This window comes from Aeromonas sp. MR7 (assembly GCF_963899385.1).
GTDB classification, from domain to species: Bacteria; Pseudomonadota; Gammaproteobacteria; order Enterobacterales; family Aeromonadaceae; genus Aeromonas; species Aeromonas bestiarum.
Genome location: NZ_CAWQXH010000021.1, coordinates 113091 through 130236 on the forward strand (window position 1 = coordinate 113091; position 17146 = coordinate 130236).

The following is a 17146-nucleotide window of genomic DNA, read 5'->3' on the forward strand; positions in this document are numbered from 1 at the left end:
GTTCCGGACCCAGGGAGGGGAAAAGAATGGTCAAACCACTCATCATCGCACTCGCTTCATGCCTCAGCCTCGGTGCCCAGGCCGCCGACTGGGATTTCCTCAAGAGCGAGGCAAACAGCCAGCTCTACGTAAAAAGCTATTCCGGCGTGCTGCTCGGCAGCCAGTCCCATCACAGCGACAATTTCGATCTCTGGCTCATCAACACCGGCTACCAGTATCCGGTACAGGACGATGTCAGCCTCTACATGGAAGCCGGGCCGGCTGTGGGCACCCACAGCGAGCAGACTGGCTTCAATATCAGCTCGGGGGTGCGTTACCAGCTCTCCCCCATGCTCAACATCGGCAGCCAGCTCAAACAGCTGGAAGTGAACAAGGCCAGCACACTGCTGGAGCTCAACACCAGCCTGCTGCTCACCCCGCAGCTGGCCATCACGGCCAACTACGGCGTCAGCGCCTTCAGCACGGAACAGTCCCTCAGCATAGGCGTCGGCCTCAACTTCTGACCGCTCAGATGAGCCGGGTGGCGCTCACCAGTACGCCGTTGAGGTCGGCGTAGACGTAGTCACCCGGATGTATGGTCATCCCGGCAAACGACACCACGGCATCCAGCTCACCCTGACCCCGCTTCTCGGTCTTGACCGGGCAGGCCGCCAGCGCCTTGACCCCCAGCGCCAGCGTCGCCAAGGTGCCCACGTCGCGCACGGCGCCGTGGATCAGGATCCCCTCCCATCCCTGCTCCGCCGCCTTGATGGCCAGCTGATCACCGAGCAGGGCGCGGCGCAACGAACCACCGCCATCGATCACCATCACCCGCCCCTGGCCGGGCCGCGTGACCAGCTCCCGCACCAGGCTGTTGTCTTCATAGCAGGAGAGGGTGACCGCCTGGCCATAAAACAGCGGCTTGCCACCAAAATTGTGGAACAGCGGCTCGGCCACTTGCAGGGCATCGCCGTGTTGATCGCAGAGGTCGGGCAGTAGATCCAGCATCATAAGCTTCCTTCCATGGACATGAATTCGCTCATTCTTTCATCAAGCCGGGTTCCTGACAATCCAGTGGGATTCAATTCTGCCCAGATGGAGAGGTATGCCTTTCATCAATACCGGCAGCAGCCAGAGCTCCCCCCGCTCCACCCAATAGAGGGCGTTCTGGCCGAAACGGGCTGCCAGATCGATGGCCTCAGCGCGGGAGGAAGCCAGCAACAGCGACGATTCACGCCAACTTTCATCGGGCGAGCTCCCCCAGCAGAGCCCCATGGCCATCATGCGGGAAGATGCCGCGATCACCCGCCAGAGGGCCCGCTGGCGCCGGGTATTACGACGCATTCCCACCTCTCGACTGGCCGGATTCCAGGCCGTCACTATGGCGTAGGCGGGCCATTGCGGCGCCGCAAAGGGTGCAATAAAACAAATTTTTCTGTAGTTTTCCCACAAATTCATGTCAACCACATGTTACATTCCATTACATTTTATAAGGGCGAAAATGGGGGCAACCCCAAGTATCATGCTGTGAACTCAGGGTTTGACCTATATCAAACCAGAGTTAAAAAGTTGCTATCTGACGGCAAAGAGTGTTGTTATGCGCCTGTTAACTGATAAAATGCAGCCACTTTTGTAATGGACTACCTTTCCAGGCTTCTCTCGATCAGACTTGTTGAGAGCCTATGTGTGGCACAGGGATGTTTGCCAACGCTGATGCCAAATTCGCGATAATCCGACCTGACATTCATACCCAGGATGACGTAATAAATTTTCAGGACCGGTCGGGTAACGCCAAAGAGTGTTAAAATTTAGATAACTAACTGATAAGAATCTGGGAATACTCATGCAAACACCACACATTCTGATCGTCGAAGACGAACTGGTCACCCGCAATACCCTGAAAAGCATCTTCGAGGCCGAAGGCTACATAGTGCTCGAAGCCAACAATGGCGACGAGATGCATCAAGCCCTGACCGCCCACACCATCAATCTGGTGATCATGGACATCAACCTGCCGGGCAAGAATGGCCTGCTGCTGGCACGCGAGCTGCGTGAAGATGACAACATAGCCCTGATGTTCCTGACCGGTCGTGACAATGAAGTGGACAAGATCCTGGGTCTGGAAATCGGCGCCGATGATTACATCACCAAGCCGTTCAACCCCCGTGAACTGACTATTCGTGCCCGCAACCTGCTGAGCCGCACCATGAATGTGGCCGCCGGTGGCGAAGAGAAGAAGCTGGTTGAACGTTACCTGTTCAACGGCTGGGCACTGGACATCAACAGCCGCGCACTGGTCAGCCCGGCTGGCGACATGTTCAAGCTGCCGCGCTCCGAATTCCGTGCCATGCTGCACTTCTGCGAAAACCCGGGCCAGATCCAGACCCGTGCCGAGCTGCTCAAGAAGATGACCGGCCGCGAGCTCAAGCCTCATGACCGTACCGTGGATGTCACCATACGCCGTATTCGCAAGCACTTCGAAAGTGTCAATGACACCCCGGAGATCATCGCCACCATACATGGCGAAGGCTACCGCTTCTGTGGTGAGCTGGAACAGGAATAATCCCTGCTCGTCGGATCCCAGTGTGGTAAGAGAGGCGCCGTTGGCGCCTCTTTCGTTTACGGCGTTCGGGGCAAGCACAGCTGGCAACATCCGATGAGCCAGAAAACAAAAAGCCCACTCGCAGGAGTGGGCTTTTTGCATGAAAGCTGGAGCGGGCAGCGGGAATCGAACCCGCATCATCAGCTTGGAAGGCTGAGGTAATAGCCATTATACGATGCCCGCTAGGCATCAAAATCGCAGCAGATACCAGGCATCAAACGAACGTCGAGAAGCAGTGCGCTAATAACAAGACGGCTTGCTTACCGGGGATCAGAATGTGGAGCGGGTGATGGGAATCGAACCCACGTATGCAGCTTGGGAAGCTACCGTTCTACCATTGAACTACACCCGCGTCAGGGCCTCTACTATATGCATTTTGCCGCCGAGCGCAATCACCGCAGTGCTGTTTTTTACCATAAATCAAGCTGTTCGACCAACTAATGAGCAGCAAGCTGTTTTTTCCATCAAACATTTTCAACACCGGGAATTTACAAGGTTGCCAATGCCGGGGGCCGAGGATAGTCTTGCGCCACTCGACGCGAGGATGGTGGTAATGGACAAAAAAACTCAGAAACATCTCTATGGCTGGTTGCGCAACCAGTCGAGCCACGGCCGACGCTGGATCGGTCTCTCCATCGGCTTTGGTCTGGGTCAGGGCATACTGATGGTGGCACAGGCCTGGTTGCTGGCGACCCTGTTGCATGGCTTCATCATAGAGGGAGCCACTCCGGAACAATCCATTCCCCTCTTCATTACCCTGCTGCTGGTCACCCTGACCAAGGCGGCGCTGGCCTATGGCCGTGAAGTGACCAGCTTCAAGGCGGGCAGCGCGGTGCGCCAGGCCATTCGCGAGCTGGTACTCACCCGTCTCGGCCGGCTCGGCCCCGCCTATATCCAGCGACGCCCGGCCGGCAGCTGGGCCAGCCTGCTGCTGGAACAGATTGAAAACATGCAGGATTTCTTCTCCCGTTACCTGCCGCAGATGGCCATTGCCGTCTTTATTCCCGTGGTGATCCTGGTGGCCGTGTTCCCTGTCAACTGGGCGGCGGGTCTGATCCTGCTGGGCACGGCGCCCCTCATTCCGCTGTTCATGATCCTGGTGGGGGTGGGCGCCGCCGATGCCAACCGCCGCAACTTCCAGGCGCTGGCACGCCTCTCCGGCCACTTCCTCGATCGCCTGAAGGGGCTGCGCACCCTGCAGCTCTTCATGCGCACCCAGGCGGAAGGAGATGCCATTCGCGATGCCTCGGAAGATTTTCGCGAGCGCACCATGGAGGTGCTGCGCCTCGCTTTCCTGAGCACGGCCGTGCTGGAATTCTTCGCCGCCATCTCGGTGGCGCTGGTGGCTGTCTACTTCGGTTTCTCCTACATAGATCACCTGAACTTCGGCCACTATGGCACCAAGGTCACCCTGTTTACCGGCCTGTTCGTGCTCTTCCTCGCCCCCGAGTTCTACGCCCCGCTGCGCGAGCTTGGCGCCCACTACCACGCCAAGGCGCAGGCCATAGGCGCGGCCGAGCAGTTGCTGGAATTTCTCGAGGCCGACGTGAGCGAGCCAGCCTCTGGCAACGCCCCTTTCCATGCCGACACCCCCATCAAGGTCGAAGCCAAAGACCTTGAAGTGCTGAGTGCCGAAGGCAAGGTGCTGGTCGGCCCCATCGACTTCACTCTGGAAGCGGGTTCACGCACGGCGCTCATCGGTGTCAGCGGCGCCGGCAAGAGCTCGCTGGTCAACGCCCTGCTCGGCTTTGCCCCCTATCGTGGTGAACTCAAGGTCAACGGCCAGGAGCTGGCCAGCCTCGACATGAGCCAGTGGCGACTGCAGCTGGGCTGGCTCTCCCAGAACCCGCAGCTGTTCCACGCCTCCTTGCGCGACAACCTGCTGCTGGCCAAGCCGTCAGCCAGCGATGCCGAGCTGGAAGCCGCCCTGAAACGGGCACAGGCCTGGGAATTTGCCATGGAGAAGGGGCTCGACTATCCGGTCGGGGATCAGGCGGGCGGCCTCTCGGTCGGTCAGGCCCAGCGTCTCGCCCTGGCCCGTACCCTGCTCAAATCCACCCAGCTGATGGTACTGGATGAGCCCACCGCCAGCCTGGACCGCCACTCGGAGCGCGCCATCATGACCACGCTGGAGCAGGTGATGGCGGGCCAGACCCTGCTGATGATCACCCACCGCCTCGATCAATTGACCAAGATGGACAAGATACTGGTGCTGGCGCGCGGCCAGCTGGTGGAGCAAGGCAACTTCCAGCAACTGAGCAGGGCACAGGGCCCGTTCGCCCGCCTCTTGTCCCAACACCCGGGGGATTCTCTCGATGACTGATCTATTGCCGTTTCTGCGCCTCTATCGTCAGCACTGGCTGAGCCTCTCGCTGGGCCTGCTGCTGGCCCTGGTGACCCTGGTGGCCGGCATGGGACTGCTGTCGCTCTCCGGCTGGTTCCTCTCCGCCGCCGCCGTGGCGGGGCTGGCCGTCGCCAGCCGCGATACCTTCAACTACATGACCCCGGCCGGCGGGGTGCGTTTCTTCTCCATCATCCGCACCGCGGGTCGCTGGGGCGAGCGGGTGGTGAGCCACGACGCCACCTTCCGGGTGCTGACCCGGTTGCGGGTCTGGTTCTGGCAAAAGCTCTCGCCGCTCTCCACCGGCACCCTGGCCGGCTTTCGCCAGGCGGATCTGCTCAACCGGCTGGTAGCCGACATAGACGCCATGGATCACGTCTATCTGCGTCTGGTCACCCCCATAGGCGCGGCCCTGCTCAGCTGCACCGGTCTGGTGTTCTTCCTCTCCTTCTTCGACGGCCGTCTCGCCCTGACTCTGGGCGCCATACTGCTGTTTGGCATGATAGCCCTGCCGCTGGTGTTCTACTTCCTCGGTCGCCAGCCCGGCCGCCGACTGATCGCCGAGAAATCGGCCATGCGTACCCGCATGGTGGACTATCTGGACGGTCAGGCCGAGCTGCAGATGTTTGCCGCCGCCCCCAAGGCGCTGACCGAGCTGAAACAGGCCGAACAGGCACTGCTGACCGCCCAGGCCCGCATGGCCAGGGTGAGCGGCCTAGCCAACTTCTCGGTGCAGTTGCTCAGCGGCTGGACCCTGACTCTGATGCTCTGGCTGGCCGGCCACGGTGTGGCGGGTGCCGCGCCTGATCCCATCACGGCGCTGATGGTGTTTGCCACCCTGGCAAGCTTCGAGGCCTTGCTGCCGCTGGCGGGTGCCTTCCAGCACCTCTCCACCAGCCTCACCTCGGCCCGTCGTCTCAACGAGATACTGCAGGAGGCCAAGGCCCCCGAGTGGGGAGCCGAGCAGCAACACGCCAGCGTCGGCACCCTGCAGATCAGCGACCTCTATTTCGGCTATCCCGGCAACCCGCATCCTGTGCTGCGCGGTTGCACCCTGCAACTGCAGGCGGGCGAGAAGCTGGCGCTGCTGGGCCAGACAGGTTGCGGCAAGTCCACCCTGATGGGGCTGTTGACCCGGGAGTGGAGCCCGCAGGCGGGCAAGATCCTGCTCGATGGCAAGCCGCTCACCGACTACAGCGAAGGGGCGCTGCGCGCCTCGCTGTCGGTGGTGAGCCAGCGGGTTCACCTGTTTGCCGCCACCTTGCGCGACAACCTCAGGCTGGCGGCCCCGACGGCGTCTGACAAGCAGTTGACCGAGGTGCTGACCCAGGTCGGTCTGGCCAATCTGCTGGAAGATGACAACGGCCACAGCGACAGCGGACTGAACGCTTGGCTGGGAGACGGCGGTCGCCCGCTCTCCGGTGGCGAGCGACGCCGTATCGGCATCGCCCGCGCCCTGCTGCACGATGCCCCGCTCTGGCTGCTGGATGAGCCGACCGAAGGGCTCGACAGCCAGACCGAACGGGAGATCATGGACCTGTTGTTCAGACTGGGGGCGGATCGCTCCTTGCTGCTCATCTCCCACCGCCTGCTGGGGCTGGAGCAAATGGACAGGATAGCCCTGATGGAAGAGGGGCAGATCCGCCTCTGCGCCCCCCATCACGAGTTGCTGGCCGATGATTACTACCGCAGCCTGCATCAGCGGCTGGCACCAGCCTGATCATAAGAACAAAAGAGGGGTGCACCTGCGCCCTTCTCACACCACGAATTGCCGGCGGATGATGACTATCTCAGTCTGCATCAGCGGCTGGCACCGGCCTGATCGCAAGAATGGCAGAGGGGCGCACCTGCGCCCTTCTCACATCATGAGTTGCCGGCCGATGATTACTACCGCAGCCTGCACCAGCGGCTGGCACCGGCCTGATCGCAAGCACGGCAGAGGGGCGCACCTGCGCCCCTTTCATGCCATAAACTGCCGGCCTATGATGACTACCGCAGCCGGTATCAGCGTGCAAGAACCTGTCTGATCCCCGTCACACCCCGTCTCCATGGCTGAAAATGGGGCTGGTCGCAGGCAGCGACTGACCCCTATAATGACCCCCTCACAGTTCAACAAGATACCGACATGAAACGCCTTATCCTGATGATGCCCCTGATCGCCTCCGGTTGCGCCGACTTCTCTTTCAACAGCAACCTGGACAAGGAAAATTTCGACGAGTACTTCAAGCCGGGCGGCGTCCAGATCTATGAGCAGGGTCAGCTGGCTGACCTCAACTACCTCTACCTCGGCACTGTCGAGGGGGAATCCTGCCAGAGCGATGCCAAGCAGCCCATCCCCAACGCAGGTGAAGCCCGCACCCTGGCGCGCCGCCGCGTGGCCGACATGGGTGGCAACGGTGTCACTTTCGACAAGTGCGCCGAGTTCAGCGACACCCCGGGCTGCCTGAAACAGGTGATCTGCTACGGGCAGGCGCTGAAAGTGGCGCAAGAGAAGTAAGGACCCAATGGCACTGGCCATAGTCCGGCTCGGCAGCCCTCGCCTCCCCGATGAGGGGCTGCGCATCGGCACTGTGCGGCGTCCGCCCCGTGGCGTGCCCAAGAGCGAATTTGCCAGTCAGGATTGGTACGACGTCTGGTTCCCCAACCTGGCCCCCAGCAGCGAGACCATGAAGCTGGGCCAGGCTGCCGAGACGCCGGCCCAATGGGCGGCCTTCTGCAAGCAGTACAAGGCCGAGATGGCCAGCCCCTGCGCCCGCCACGATCTGGCGCTGCTGGCCGCCCTCTCCCACACCACCAACCTGTCGGTGGGTTGCTACTGTGAGCAGGCCGAGCGCTGTCATCGCACCCTGCTGAAAGAGCTGCTGATCCAGTGCGGCGCCAGACTGCGCTAACCCGCACCGCCGGTGAATGAAAGAGGGCGTCCCGCAGGACGCCCTCTTTCATATGCTGGCCATCAAGGCAGGATGGGGGCACTCCGACCCTATTGCAGACTGCCCACCCGCAACACTTGCTGCAGCGCCCGCTCCTGCTCGGCCGTCATCCCGGCCACCAGGGCCTGATCGTTCTTCGCCAGCCACTGGGCCAGATCGGCCACCGTCTCCTCCAGCGGCCGAAAGTTGAGCCCCTGCACTATGGCCGCCTCGGCGCTGATGCGGCCATAGCCGGCATACTCCGGCTGCTCGTTGGGCAACAGGGTCGGGTAGCTCTGCCAGGGCTCGACACCGGCCGCCAGCAGCACGGACCAGGGCACCCACTCAGGTTGCGGCGCCATGGCGGGCGCGAGTCGGGCGGCGATGCGATCCACCCAGTCCGCCAGCGCTATGCCGGGCTTGAGCAGGTTGAAGATGCCCCCCAGCTGCTGCTCGGCGGCCCGCAGCACGAACTCGGCGCAGTCGCGCACGTCCAGGTATTGCAATCGATCCTGCCCCTCCCCTGGCAGCAGCCAGGGCCCCCCTTGCTGTATCCGCTTCACCCACCAGGCCAGACGGCCGGTCGGATCATAGGGGCCGCACAGCACGCCGGGGCGCAGAATGCAGAGTCGCTCGCCCCAGCGGGCCCGATATTCGGCCTCGCACAACACCTTCAGGGGGCCATAGTCGGTGGGCGTCTCCCCGGCCCCTGTCTCGTGCAGCGGCGACGACTCATCCATCCCCCGCTGGGCGAAGTCGCGATAGACGCTGATGGTGGAGATGAAGATCAGCCGCTCGCAGCGCCCGAGCAGGGCTGCCGAGAGGCTGGCCGCCTGCTCGGGCCGGTAGCAGCAGGTGTCGATGGCCAGATCCAAGCCGGGCCCTTCCCCGTGCAGGGCGCGCAGATCCTTGTCCCTGTCACCGGTGAGCTGAACCAGATCGCGCCAGCCCGGATGCTGGCGATGACCCCGATTGAACAGGGTCACCTCATGGCCCCAATCCAGCGCCAGCGAGGTGAGGTGGCGGCCCAGAAAACCTGTGCCGCCGATGATCAGCAGTTTCATCCATGTCCCTCCTGTCCGGCACGATCGGCTGTCTCGGGTATGACTCGCCTTGCATGCCGGTATTCATAGTGCCCCCACCCTACCCAAGTTGGCGGCGGGGTACAGCCTCCATGGCGCGGGGATGAGACTGTGATCACGGCAAGGCATAAGGAAAAGGGAGGCAGGGAGCCCGGCCAGGCAAGGGAGGCGAGGCCTGCGTTTTGGCGCCGCCTGTGCTAAATTGCCGGGGTTTTCAGTCAGGATCCGCCATGAAGTTCGAAATCGACACCCTGGGTATCATCCGCTCTCCCTACAAGGAGAAGTTCGCCATCCCCCGCCAGCCCGGTCTGGTCAAGTCGGCCCGTGCCCGCCTCGAGCTGCTGTCCCCTTACGATCAACCGGACGTGCTGCGCGGCATTGAGCAGTTCTCCCACCTCTGGCTCAGCTTCGTGTTTCACCAGACCATGGATCAGGGCTGGCACCCGACGGTGCGCCCGCCGCGCCTGGGCGGCAACGAACGGGTCGGCGTCTTTGCCACCCGCTCCACCTTCCGCCCCAACCCGCTCGGCCTGTCGGTGGTCGAGCTGCACGGGGTGGGCCGCGAGCGGGGCAAGCTGTGGCTCGAACTCGGCGCGGTCGATCTGCTCGATGGCACCCCCATAGTCGACATCAAGCCCTATATCCCCTATGCCGACAGCCTGCCGGACGCCCGTGGCGGCTTCGCCCCCGACGCCCCCACCCCGCCGCTGGCGGTGAGTTTCAGCCCGGAAGCGGAGCAACAGTTGCAACCCTGGCTCAAGGCCCACCCCGAGCTGCGCCTGCTGGTGAGCGAGGTGCTGGCCCAGGATCCCCGCCCCGCCTACAAGAAGGGCAAGCCGGACGACAAGGAGTACGGGGTACGCCTGTTCGATCTCAACGTGCGCTTTCGCATCAACGAACCCGACTGCCTGGTGCTGGCCATAGCGCCCGCCTGATCGCTAGGCGATGCGAGCAATAAAAAAACCACCCTGAGGTGTTTTTAGAAATTAATATAAGCATATGAAACAAAAGGATTTGTTTCAGTCAATGTCCACACGTTGACCACATCGACAAAAAAGCCCCAGCTTGCTGGGGCTTCCACTTCATGTCTCGCGGTCTTACACATCGGTTTTATCGCGGATATCCGTAGTAGAACCATTGTTCTGCACAGATTTAATTCCGTTCTTGGCTCCCTCCTTGGTTGTGTACATCTCGCTCGTAGCGATAGGCTCGCCATTCGTAGCGTGCAGCACAAAGTAAAATGGCTGGTCCGTGGTTTTCTTAGATTTGTGAATTACGTAATAACCCATGCTCAACTCCTTTGAACACCATGCAACAGCGCATGGCTGCTAAACAACATGCCTGCTCAATAGGTTTTTTCAACGCCCGAGTGGATCCATATCCCCCGCACTTACTATCCTGCCGCGCTGCGCTTGCCTCCCAGCAAGAAAAGCAAGGCAGAGAGACATTGCCTTACTTTTCTTACGGGCCTTGTAGCTAATAGCCACTGATTTCCAGAGTTATCCGAATGATATTTATATATCCTTTATAATTTTCTATGGTATGTTCCCCCTGAAATTGATAACTGCCTTTATCAACCATTTAATGGGGACTCCATGAACGAATTTCTTAAGACACTACTGAATATCCGTAGTCTTCGTGCGGCCCTGCGCGAACTGCCATTTGAACAGCTGGAAGAAGCTAAAGAAAAATTCGAGCAGGTTTATACAGAGCGCTTTGAATCCACTGAGAAAGAACGTACCGAGCAAGCAGAACATCAGCGTAAGCTTGCAGAGTTTTCTGAGATGCTGAAACAAGCCGGTGTAGACCCTCGAGACTTGGTAAGTAGCGCAGCCCCAGCCGTATCGGCCAAGGCCAGCAATAAGATGAAGCGAGCACCACGCCCGGCTAAATACAAATATCAAGAAGATGGCCAGGAGAAAACCTGGACTGGTCAGGGCCGTATGCCAAAGGCAATCGCTGAGCAGGTTGAGCAAGGTAAGAGCCTTGATGATTTCTTGATTTAATATCAGTGCCTTACCAGATGCCGCCTACGGGCGGCATTTTCATTGCCTTCTCACTCCCTGCAACCCCCTATCTTTCCTGCCTAAAATTTTTGCAAAATTGCAAAACTGCACATCGACAAAAAACTGGTTAATCATCTGATTTTAAAGGGGAAAACCTACTCATCCTTGGCCGATGAAAAAAGTGGTGCACTGCTGAAATGCTCACGGAAAGTAGGTTTTTTACCTATAAATCATGCACTTATGCTTTCCCCCTACTCCATGAGACCATATCAAGAACTGTAAAACAGTGAAAAAATGTTCACTGTTTTCAGTTCGGGTTCTAGCCGCAAAGCCCAGCGCTGGCGGGCTCTGGGCATATGGTTTTGCAGTAATCCATTTTTGCAAAAAGTTTTCTATACGGGGCGCGCAGGCGGGAGCGGATTAGCGCGGATTCCGTGGTGTAGCTTCGTCCGTGAGACTTAAAGACATTGATATAGAAATAGGATGGTGAATAGCTCTGGAGGGGAGGTAGAATTTCCTCCCCCTTAAAAGCACTAATTCTCGGGACTTGTTTATCTCGACAATAGATGGCACCTAGTCGGCGGATAGTAAAGAGATAATCAGATATCATGAAACTAATTTAAATATACCAACTCTATATTCTCATGTAGACATAAACCATCAGTATTGATGGTTTATGTCTAGTAATATTGTTATTGAATGAGTTTTAAATATATCTAGCTATCAGGTCGAACCTGTCATTGCTTAAGTGCTTTACGTTATTATTAAAAATAATTGAATTTTCATCTACGCTATCAACTATCCCCACCAACCACTCCATGTCCTCGAAACTAAAGCCATATCTCAGCAGCCATATCTCTATGATGTCATTAGTTCCATATAGTATGTAGTTCTTCAGTGACATCGCCCTTTTGTCACTAGTGTTCTTGTAGTACATGTCAAATGCAGCGCTTAATGGTGCAGATAAACACAATGATATTACCTTATCTAAATAATCATATGTATCATAAACAATAGTATCATAATCAATATCACTAACCGACAATTCATTTTCAAACAAAGGGTAGCTTCGTAGCTCCATATTTGGAATGGGACTCGCTCGAGGTGACGATCTAACTTTCAAGCCTTGAACTAACTCTATATATGTGGCAGTTGGAATTTCCCCGAACCTATGCATCCTTCTGTAACGTAGGCGTTCACTACGTTGAGATAGGTATGAGAAGCGCAATGAAATTATCTCACTAAAAGAACGACCTTGTACATGCCACAAAAGAATAGGAATTGAAGCACTTAGAACCGATGCCTCTGCTTTAGTCAGAGTATCTCTTCTTAAATGTGAGCAATATATGTTTTTAAATGCCTGCTTTATACTTTTGCGTTCTTTATCTTTAAGGGCATAGTATTCATCTGCAGTAACTGGGCGATTCGCATCGTTTATAAAAAAGTCGAGGATAGTTTCAATGTCAGGCGTTATATCAGCTTTTTCCATGCGCTGAACCTGTATTTCTGGTATGTGATATTCCACATTGTATGTGTTGTTTTTCGTGGCATCAATGATATCTATTAAATTCGGGTCGATATTATTAGATGGTTGATCTAATAATGAAGTTTCATTAATTGAATAGCTTAGCCTATATCTTTCAGTAAATGTCTTTACATTCTTTTTGTTGATAATTGTATATCCATAATCGAAGCTGTCCTCGTCCTGACTACTGCGCCCCGCTCGCCCAATTAGGTTCTTTAAAGTTAATTCATTCATATTCGAAAAGTTGTCAACCCATACAACATCAAAAGGCATGTTTATACCTTGGCTTAAAGTAGATGTTGCAAAGCAGATTTTGGCATACCCACCCTTGATAAAGTCCTCGATAAGAAGTCTTGCTCTCAACGGCATAGAACCATGATGAATCACAATTCCATGCGTCATCATTTCAACCAACCTAGACTCTCTTCCTGCTCGTGGTGATTTAGATGCTCCGATGTAATGCCGTAAATCTTCTATTATATCAAGCGCCTTGCGGTCCTGAATCAATGGGCAAAGAGCCATATACTCAGTGAAAACATCTTTATATTCACCATGATATATTTTGTTTTTAGAAGTGTAAATTAACAGTGTCCCACCAGAAGTCAGTATATCTTTCGCTGGGTCATTTTCAGCTGGCACTGGCTCCCCTAGTCCATTGGGTGAAAAATAAAAGAATGCATTATCATCGAAATATAAGAATATTTTCCCGACAGCGTGGTAGTCATAATTTTTAGATTCTGAATTATGTTCGACATCTAAATGGTGTTTAATTAGCTGCGCTTGCGGGTTGCTTACAAATGGATGTGTGAAAACAATTTTTGAATTTGGAAATGCAACGCTCGCTCGCCGAACAAATGAATCAAATGTCAAACCTCTGATTGGTTCATCGGTAATTTGTGCCTCATCAAGAAGGAACATATCAATTTCGAATGCATGCTCAAAACCAAATAACTCACTTGCTCTCTCAGGGGTGAGAATGAAAACTCTCTTTCTCGTCCTTGAAATATTTATATTATCTACAAATTGTAAAACCAAAGTGTCACCAGGAACTACATTAATTATATTGTGATAGTATTCTGTTATTAACGCTCTAGATGGCACAATTATTACAACGTCATGTTCGCATTCCAATATTAATTTTCTAAATAGATATGACTTTCCTGTGCTGGTTGGAGCTGAGAATGAAAAATATTGGTGCCCCTTAATATGACGATATGCACTGGCTTGTATTGGAGTGAATAGACTTCCTGTATTGAACTCTATAGCTCTTGAAAAAATTGAATAGACCTCCTCTAATAATGAAGAAGGCTCCTTTTTTTTATAAAACAGGCCAAGCACTGATATTATTTTGCTCTCATAAGGCTGAAGCTCGTCAGGATGAAATTTTTTTATATATGCAATTTTCTCCGTGATTTGTGGGTTAATGGCGCCCTCTTTGTGAAGAGTTCTTATGGCGTCGATAAGGAGCTCATTGAAGTTATGACCATATATAAGTTCTGAAATCATGAAATCTCTACTCCAACTAAGAACACTTCATGCTTCTTTGATAAAGCTAATGTACTATTGTGTTTTTTCGCATTATCCATAATTTTAAATGGATCCTTTCCTTTAATAGAAAATGCTGCTGTGAATGCCTTGTCATTAAATGCGGCAAAGCTGTTTTTTGCATCTTCAGATAAGAATGGCAATATAGCCCTAAACTCCATTTTATCTTTCCCTTTTTCTATGAAGGATTCAATCTGGGTTAAAGCAATAGAGTATTTAGTAGTTTTTCCACCATATTTCGCCTCACCAAAGGAAACTTTTTTTCCGGCAGTCTCGGTATGGAAATCGAACCCCGGGTTTCCTATTATTTTTTCTTTTAAAAGCTCAGCGAGCGGCAGTTTTATATGCTTTTTAAATTTGTGCAAAACATCCTGCGCTGACATTGATATCATATATTCACCGAAGTCTTCGGTGACGGCGGTTTCAATTCGATTGAAAATACCATTGACCAGCCTATCAATTGTTGGTTTAGCCATAGCAGAAAATGATATTTTATTAAATGCATCTAAGTCATCGAGCCAAGTATTATCACTTATTGTCTCTATCATTGTTTCTGCATGTGACTTAACATCACTTATTTCAATAAGAAATGAATGAACTGGGTGTGAGCCAGGAATTTTCAACACTGAATATGATTTTATCTTCATGAGATACTCCGTTTTTCAGGTAAGTATCACATGAGGCCCTGTGCTCGTATACAGATAAAGATGTGTATACATAATTAATGTGATGACGATCTATTTACCGTCTGCCAGGCTAAGCGTAGATCGAATCTTCATCGTACTCATTGAGTTTTTTTTCTACAGAGTACAGTTATTGCCAGAGCTCCAAGGAGCGCAGCTGTCGCCGCTTAAGGGCACCTCGCTACGCTCGCCAAACCCTGCTTCGCTTTGCTCGCTCAACACCTCCTCGGTGCTCTCTGTGGGCTTGTCGGTCGCCTTGCGGCGTAGCACCCAGCCATCAAGACGGGTTCGCTTAACGGCGCTGCCAGCGGCTACACCTACAAGCCGGATCACATCTTCCCCGTATTTATTCTTGGCAAGGTCTATCAGGTGATGCAATCGCACCGGTCGCGCATCCCGTGGGCACACGGGGCCACCCATCGAATAGGTAAACTCCTTCCAGTTCGCCGCGTCCGCATAGCGGCGGCACTCTTCCATGATGTCGCTCTCAAGCGGTGCCACTGTGCGGCCTTCCTTCTCTTGCACTCGCCCAGGTAGTCGCCGCAGTTCCCGCCACACACTCACAGACGGCCCGCCCAGTTGCTGAAACTGGCGCAGGCCCCAGAGGGACGCCCACGCCCTGACCCGTCTTGCCCCTTCACTGGCGGCGGTTTCGGCCTCAAGGTCGCCTTCATCCCCTATCTGGTGGCCGTCTATGTTCTTGGCGATGTATTTGACGATGTAGCCCACGGCCCCGCCTTTGGCCGGATCCATGACCTTCCAGTCAAAGCGCGGGGTAATGTCGCTATAGGGCCGCTTGCTCACCGGATGGCGCTTGCGCTCAAGGTCGCCCTGGTCATGGCTCAGGGCATAGCGTTGCAGGGTGCTTATCAGTTCATGCTGCTGGGCCGGATTGACGAACAGCAGCAAGTGCCAATGGGGGGTGCCATCGTGGTGAGGCTCGACAACCCGAAAGCCGAAATACTCGATACCACGGCGGGCAAGGGCCGCGCGGCAGCGCTTCCAGAGAGTGCCTAGATAGGTGTTGGTGTCGCGGGGAGTGTGGCCCTGATACTTGGGGTTTTCCGTGGTGCGGGCCGGTTGGCCATGTCCCTGGGGGGTTGTCTTCCACGGGTGATATTGGCTCGGGGCTGTCCAGGTGAAGAACAGGCCCACATAACCCATTTCGTCCGCTGCATCGGAGAAGCCCCGCGCCCTCACTACCAGTTCATCACGGCGGTTTGAGGGGTTAGCCATCGAGCTGGCCACGGCATCGGCCAGGGAAATAGTAATGTCGTGTTCTTCGTTGTGCGCCTCCATGCTCTTTAGCCACTGTTCGGCGGCCAGCTGGCGCTCATTGAAGGCCCGCAGGGCGTAGCTGGAGACGTAGGGCGAGACACCGCGCCGCACCTTGCCAAGCAGGATGGCGCAGTGTTCCCGATATTGCTCCCAGAGTTTGCGCAGTTTGCGCGCCCACCATTGCGGGTCGAGCCAGCGGATTAGGTGGGCAGCAATGAAGGTATCGCGGGCCTCGGTGCTCTTGAAGCGCGGCAGGGTGGGCAGGAAGCCCCAGGGTTTGAGCGGTTGGCCACAGACCCGCCAGAGGTAGGTGGCGGGCATGGTGTCGGTCTGGCCATTGGTAGTGGCATCCAGCAGGCGCCAGACACGCTCGGCATAATCCACCGCCAGCTTTTCGCGGCGGTCTTTGTGCTGCAACTGTTCCAGCGGTTCGGGCAGGTCGGCCTGCACTTGCCGCAGCACCTTGACCCGGTCGCATAGCCAGAGGTTGGCCTCCTTGCAGGTGATGCCCTTGAGGATGGCCGGCACCCGCCGCACGCAGTAGCCAACAAACAATTCGCCTACCAGCTCATCGGCCAGTTGCACCGACCCGCCCTGTCCCCCCTTAACCGAGAACATCAGCAGGTCGAGCGCCCAATCAAGGTCATAGACCCCCAGCCCATCCTTGAAATAGGAGCGGATGGTGTCCTCTGAGGCGGGGGCGTTGCGGTCGCGCTGGCTGGCGGGTTTGCGAGCCTCTTCGAGTGGGCACAGAGGCCGCAGTTGCAGCTGTAAAATACGGGTCATCTTGCTGACCCGTGCCCGCAAGACGGCGGCGGACTGGTTGCGGCGGGGGTGGCCTTTGTCAGTGAAGGTGCTTAAGAGGTTGTTCATACCAGACCCCCTACGCTTGCCCGCAGTGCCCTGGCGTGGGCGGTGGCCTTGGTGTGGGCTTGGCGCAAGGTGGCGCGAGTTAATCGGCACATCTGCAACAGCACCCGCGTTTGGGCTCTGTCACGTAAGCCCCTGACCCGTCGCCGGATACGCAACACGGCAAGGCGCGATTGCAGGATATAAAGGCGGTGATGGTCTTGGCGCAGGGACTCACCCCAGAATGCGGACAAAGCGAGTCCCTCCGCTTGCTGGGCGGCATTGAATTTGATACTGTTCATTGGCTATCTCTTGTCGTGCTTGATATGGGTTAGCTAAGGGGAGCC

At 55.7% G+C, this 17146-nt stretch carries 15 protein-coding genes and 2 tRNA genes; 8 read left to right on the forward strand and 9 right to left on the reverse strand.

The window, feature by feature from the left end; all coding sequences use genetic code 11:
• Positions 1-26 precede the first annotated feature (26 nt).
• On the forward strand, positions 27-503 hold the full coding sequence (locus AACW87_RS12315; RefSeq protein WP_241325082.1) for a hypothetical protein: 477 nt from the start codon (positions 27-29) through the stop codon (positions 501-503).
• Between the two features lie 4 nt (positions 504-507).
• On the opposite strand, the gene AACW87_RS12320 is transcribed toward AACW87_RS12315, so the two are convergent.
• Complete coding sequence (locus AACW87_RS12320; protein WP_241325083.1) at positions 508-987, reverse strand: putative 4-hydroxy-4-methyl-2-oxoglutarate aldolase; 480 nt, start codon at positions 985-987, stop codon at positions 508-510.
• 42 nt (positions 988-1029) lie between these two features.
• A complete protein-coding gene (locus AACW87_RS12325) occupies positions 1030-1446 on the reverse strand; it encodes a DUF3293 domain-containing protein (RefSeq protein WP_241325084.1) in 417 nt (138 codons plus the stop codon).
• 376 nt (positions 1447-1822) lie between these two features.
• Here AACW87_RS12325 and arcA point away from each other — a divergent pair, with 376 nt between their 5' ends.
• On the forward strand, positions 1823-2542 hold the full coding sequence (gene arcA, locus AACW87_RS12330; RefSeq protein ID WP_010633329.1) for a two-component system response regulator ArcA: 720 nt from the start codon (positions 1823-1825) through the stop codon (positions 2540-2542).
• 147 nt (positions 2543-2689) lie between these two features.
• Here the strand turns inward: arcA and AACW87_RS12335 are convergent.
• Both AACW87_RS12335 and AACW87_RS12340 read right to left on the reverse strand, forming a co-directional pair.
• Positions 2690-2764: transfer RNA gene (locus tag AACW87_RS12335), tRNA-Gly, on the reverse strand.
• A gap of 95 nt (positions 2765-2859) precedes the next feature.
• Positions 2860-2933 (reverse strand) — tRNA-Gly (locus AACW87_RS12340).
• A 201-nt stretch (positions 2934-3134) separates the two neighbouring features.
• Here AACW87_RS12340 and cydD point away from each other — a divergent pair.
• The 4 genes from cydD (at position 3135) to AACW87_RS12360 (ending at position 7813) form a co-directional block, all read left to right on the forward strand.
• A complete protein-coding gene (cydD, locus tag AACW87_RS12345; protein WP_241325085.1) occupies positions 3135-4904 on the forward strand; it encodes a heme ABC transporter permease/ATP-binding protein CydD in 1770 nt (589 codons plus the stop codon).
• Positions 4897-6642, forward strand: a complete 1746-nt coding sequence (gene cydC / locus AACW87_RS12350; protein ID WP_241325086.1) for a heme ABC transporter ATP-binding protein/permease CydC — start codon at positions 4897-4899, stop codon at positions 6640-6642. The genes cydD and cydC overlap by 8 nt, the downstream gene beginning before the upstream one ends.
• Positions 6643-7047: 405 nt before the next feature.
• Positions 7048-7419, forward strand: a complete 372-nt coding sequence (gene rcsF, locus AACW87_RS12355; protein ID WP_042871028.1) for an Rcs stress response system protein RcsF — start codon at positions 7048-7050, stop codon at positions 7417-7419.
• A gap of 7 nt (positions 7420-7426) precedes the next feature.
• Positions 7427-7813, forward strand: coding sequence for a DUF488 domain-containing protein (locus AACW87_RS12360; protein ID WP_043137973.1), 387 nt, complete (start codon positions 7427-7429; stop codon positions 7811-7813).
• 89 nt (positions 7814-7902) lie between these two features.
• On the opposite strand, the gene AACW87_RS12365 is transcribed toward AACW87_RS12360, so the two are convergent.
• Positions 7903-8895 carry an NAD-dependent epimerase/dehydratase family protein gene (locus AACW87_RS12365; protein WP_241325087.1) on the reverse strand — a complete coding sequence of 331 codons (993 nt, stop codon included), beginning with the start codon at positions 8893-8895 and terminating at the stop codon, positions 7903-7905.
• A 248-nt stretch (positions 8896-9143) separates the two neighbouring features.
• Here AACW87_RS12365 and tsaA point away from each other — a divergent pair, with 248 nt between their 5' ends.
• A complete protein-coding gene (tsaA, locus tag AACW87_RS12370) occupies positions 9144-9848 on the forward strand; it encodes a tRNA (N6-threonylcarbamoyladenosine(37)-N6)-methyltransferase TrmO (protein ID WP_241325088.1) in 705 nt (234 codons plus the stop codon).
• Positions 9849-10010: 162 nt separating this feature from the next.
• Here tsaA and AACW87_RS12375 read toward each other — a convergent pair whose 3' ends face one another.
• A complete protein-coding gene (locus AACW87_RS12375; protein ID WP_241325089.1) occupies positions 10011-10202 on the reverse strand; it encodes a YegP family protein in 192 nt (63 codons plus the stop codon).
• 306 nt (positions 10203-10508) lie between these two features.
• Here AACW87_RS12375 and AACW87_RS12380 point away from each other — a divergent pair, with 306 nt between their 5' ends.
• Positions 10509-10919, forward strand: coding sequence for an H-NS family histone-like protein (locus tag AACW87_RS12380; RefSeq protein ID WP_241325090.1), 411 nt, complete (start codon positions 10509-10511; stop codon positions 10917-10919).
• A gap of 706 nt (positions 10920-11625) precedes the next feature.
• Here the strand turns inward: AACW87_RS12380 and AACW87_RS12385 are convergent.
• The 3 genes from AACW87_RS12385 to AACW87_RS12395 form a co-directional block, all read right to left on the reverse strand.
• Complete coding sequence (locus AACW87_RS12385) at positions 11626-13950, reverse strand: DEAD/DEAH box helicase (RefSeq protein WP_241325091.1); 2325 nt, start codon at positions 13948-13950, stop codon at positions 11626-11628.
• A complete protein-coding gene (locus tag AACW87_RS12390; protein ID WP_241325092.1) occupies positions 13947-14636 on the reverse strand; it encodes a hypothetical protein in 690 nt (229 codons plus the stop codon). Before AACW87_RS12390 ends, AACW87_RS12385 begins: the two co-directional genes overlap by 4 nt.
• 153 nt (positions 14637-14789) lie before the next feature.
• Entirely contained in the window at positions 14790-16823 is a 2034-nt protein-coding gene (locus AACW87_RS12395) for a replication endonuclease (protein ID WP_241325093.1), read from the reverse strand.
• Between the last annotated feature and the right edge of the window lie 323 nt (positions 16824-17146).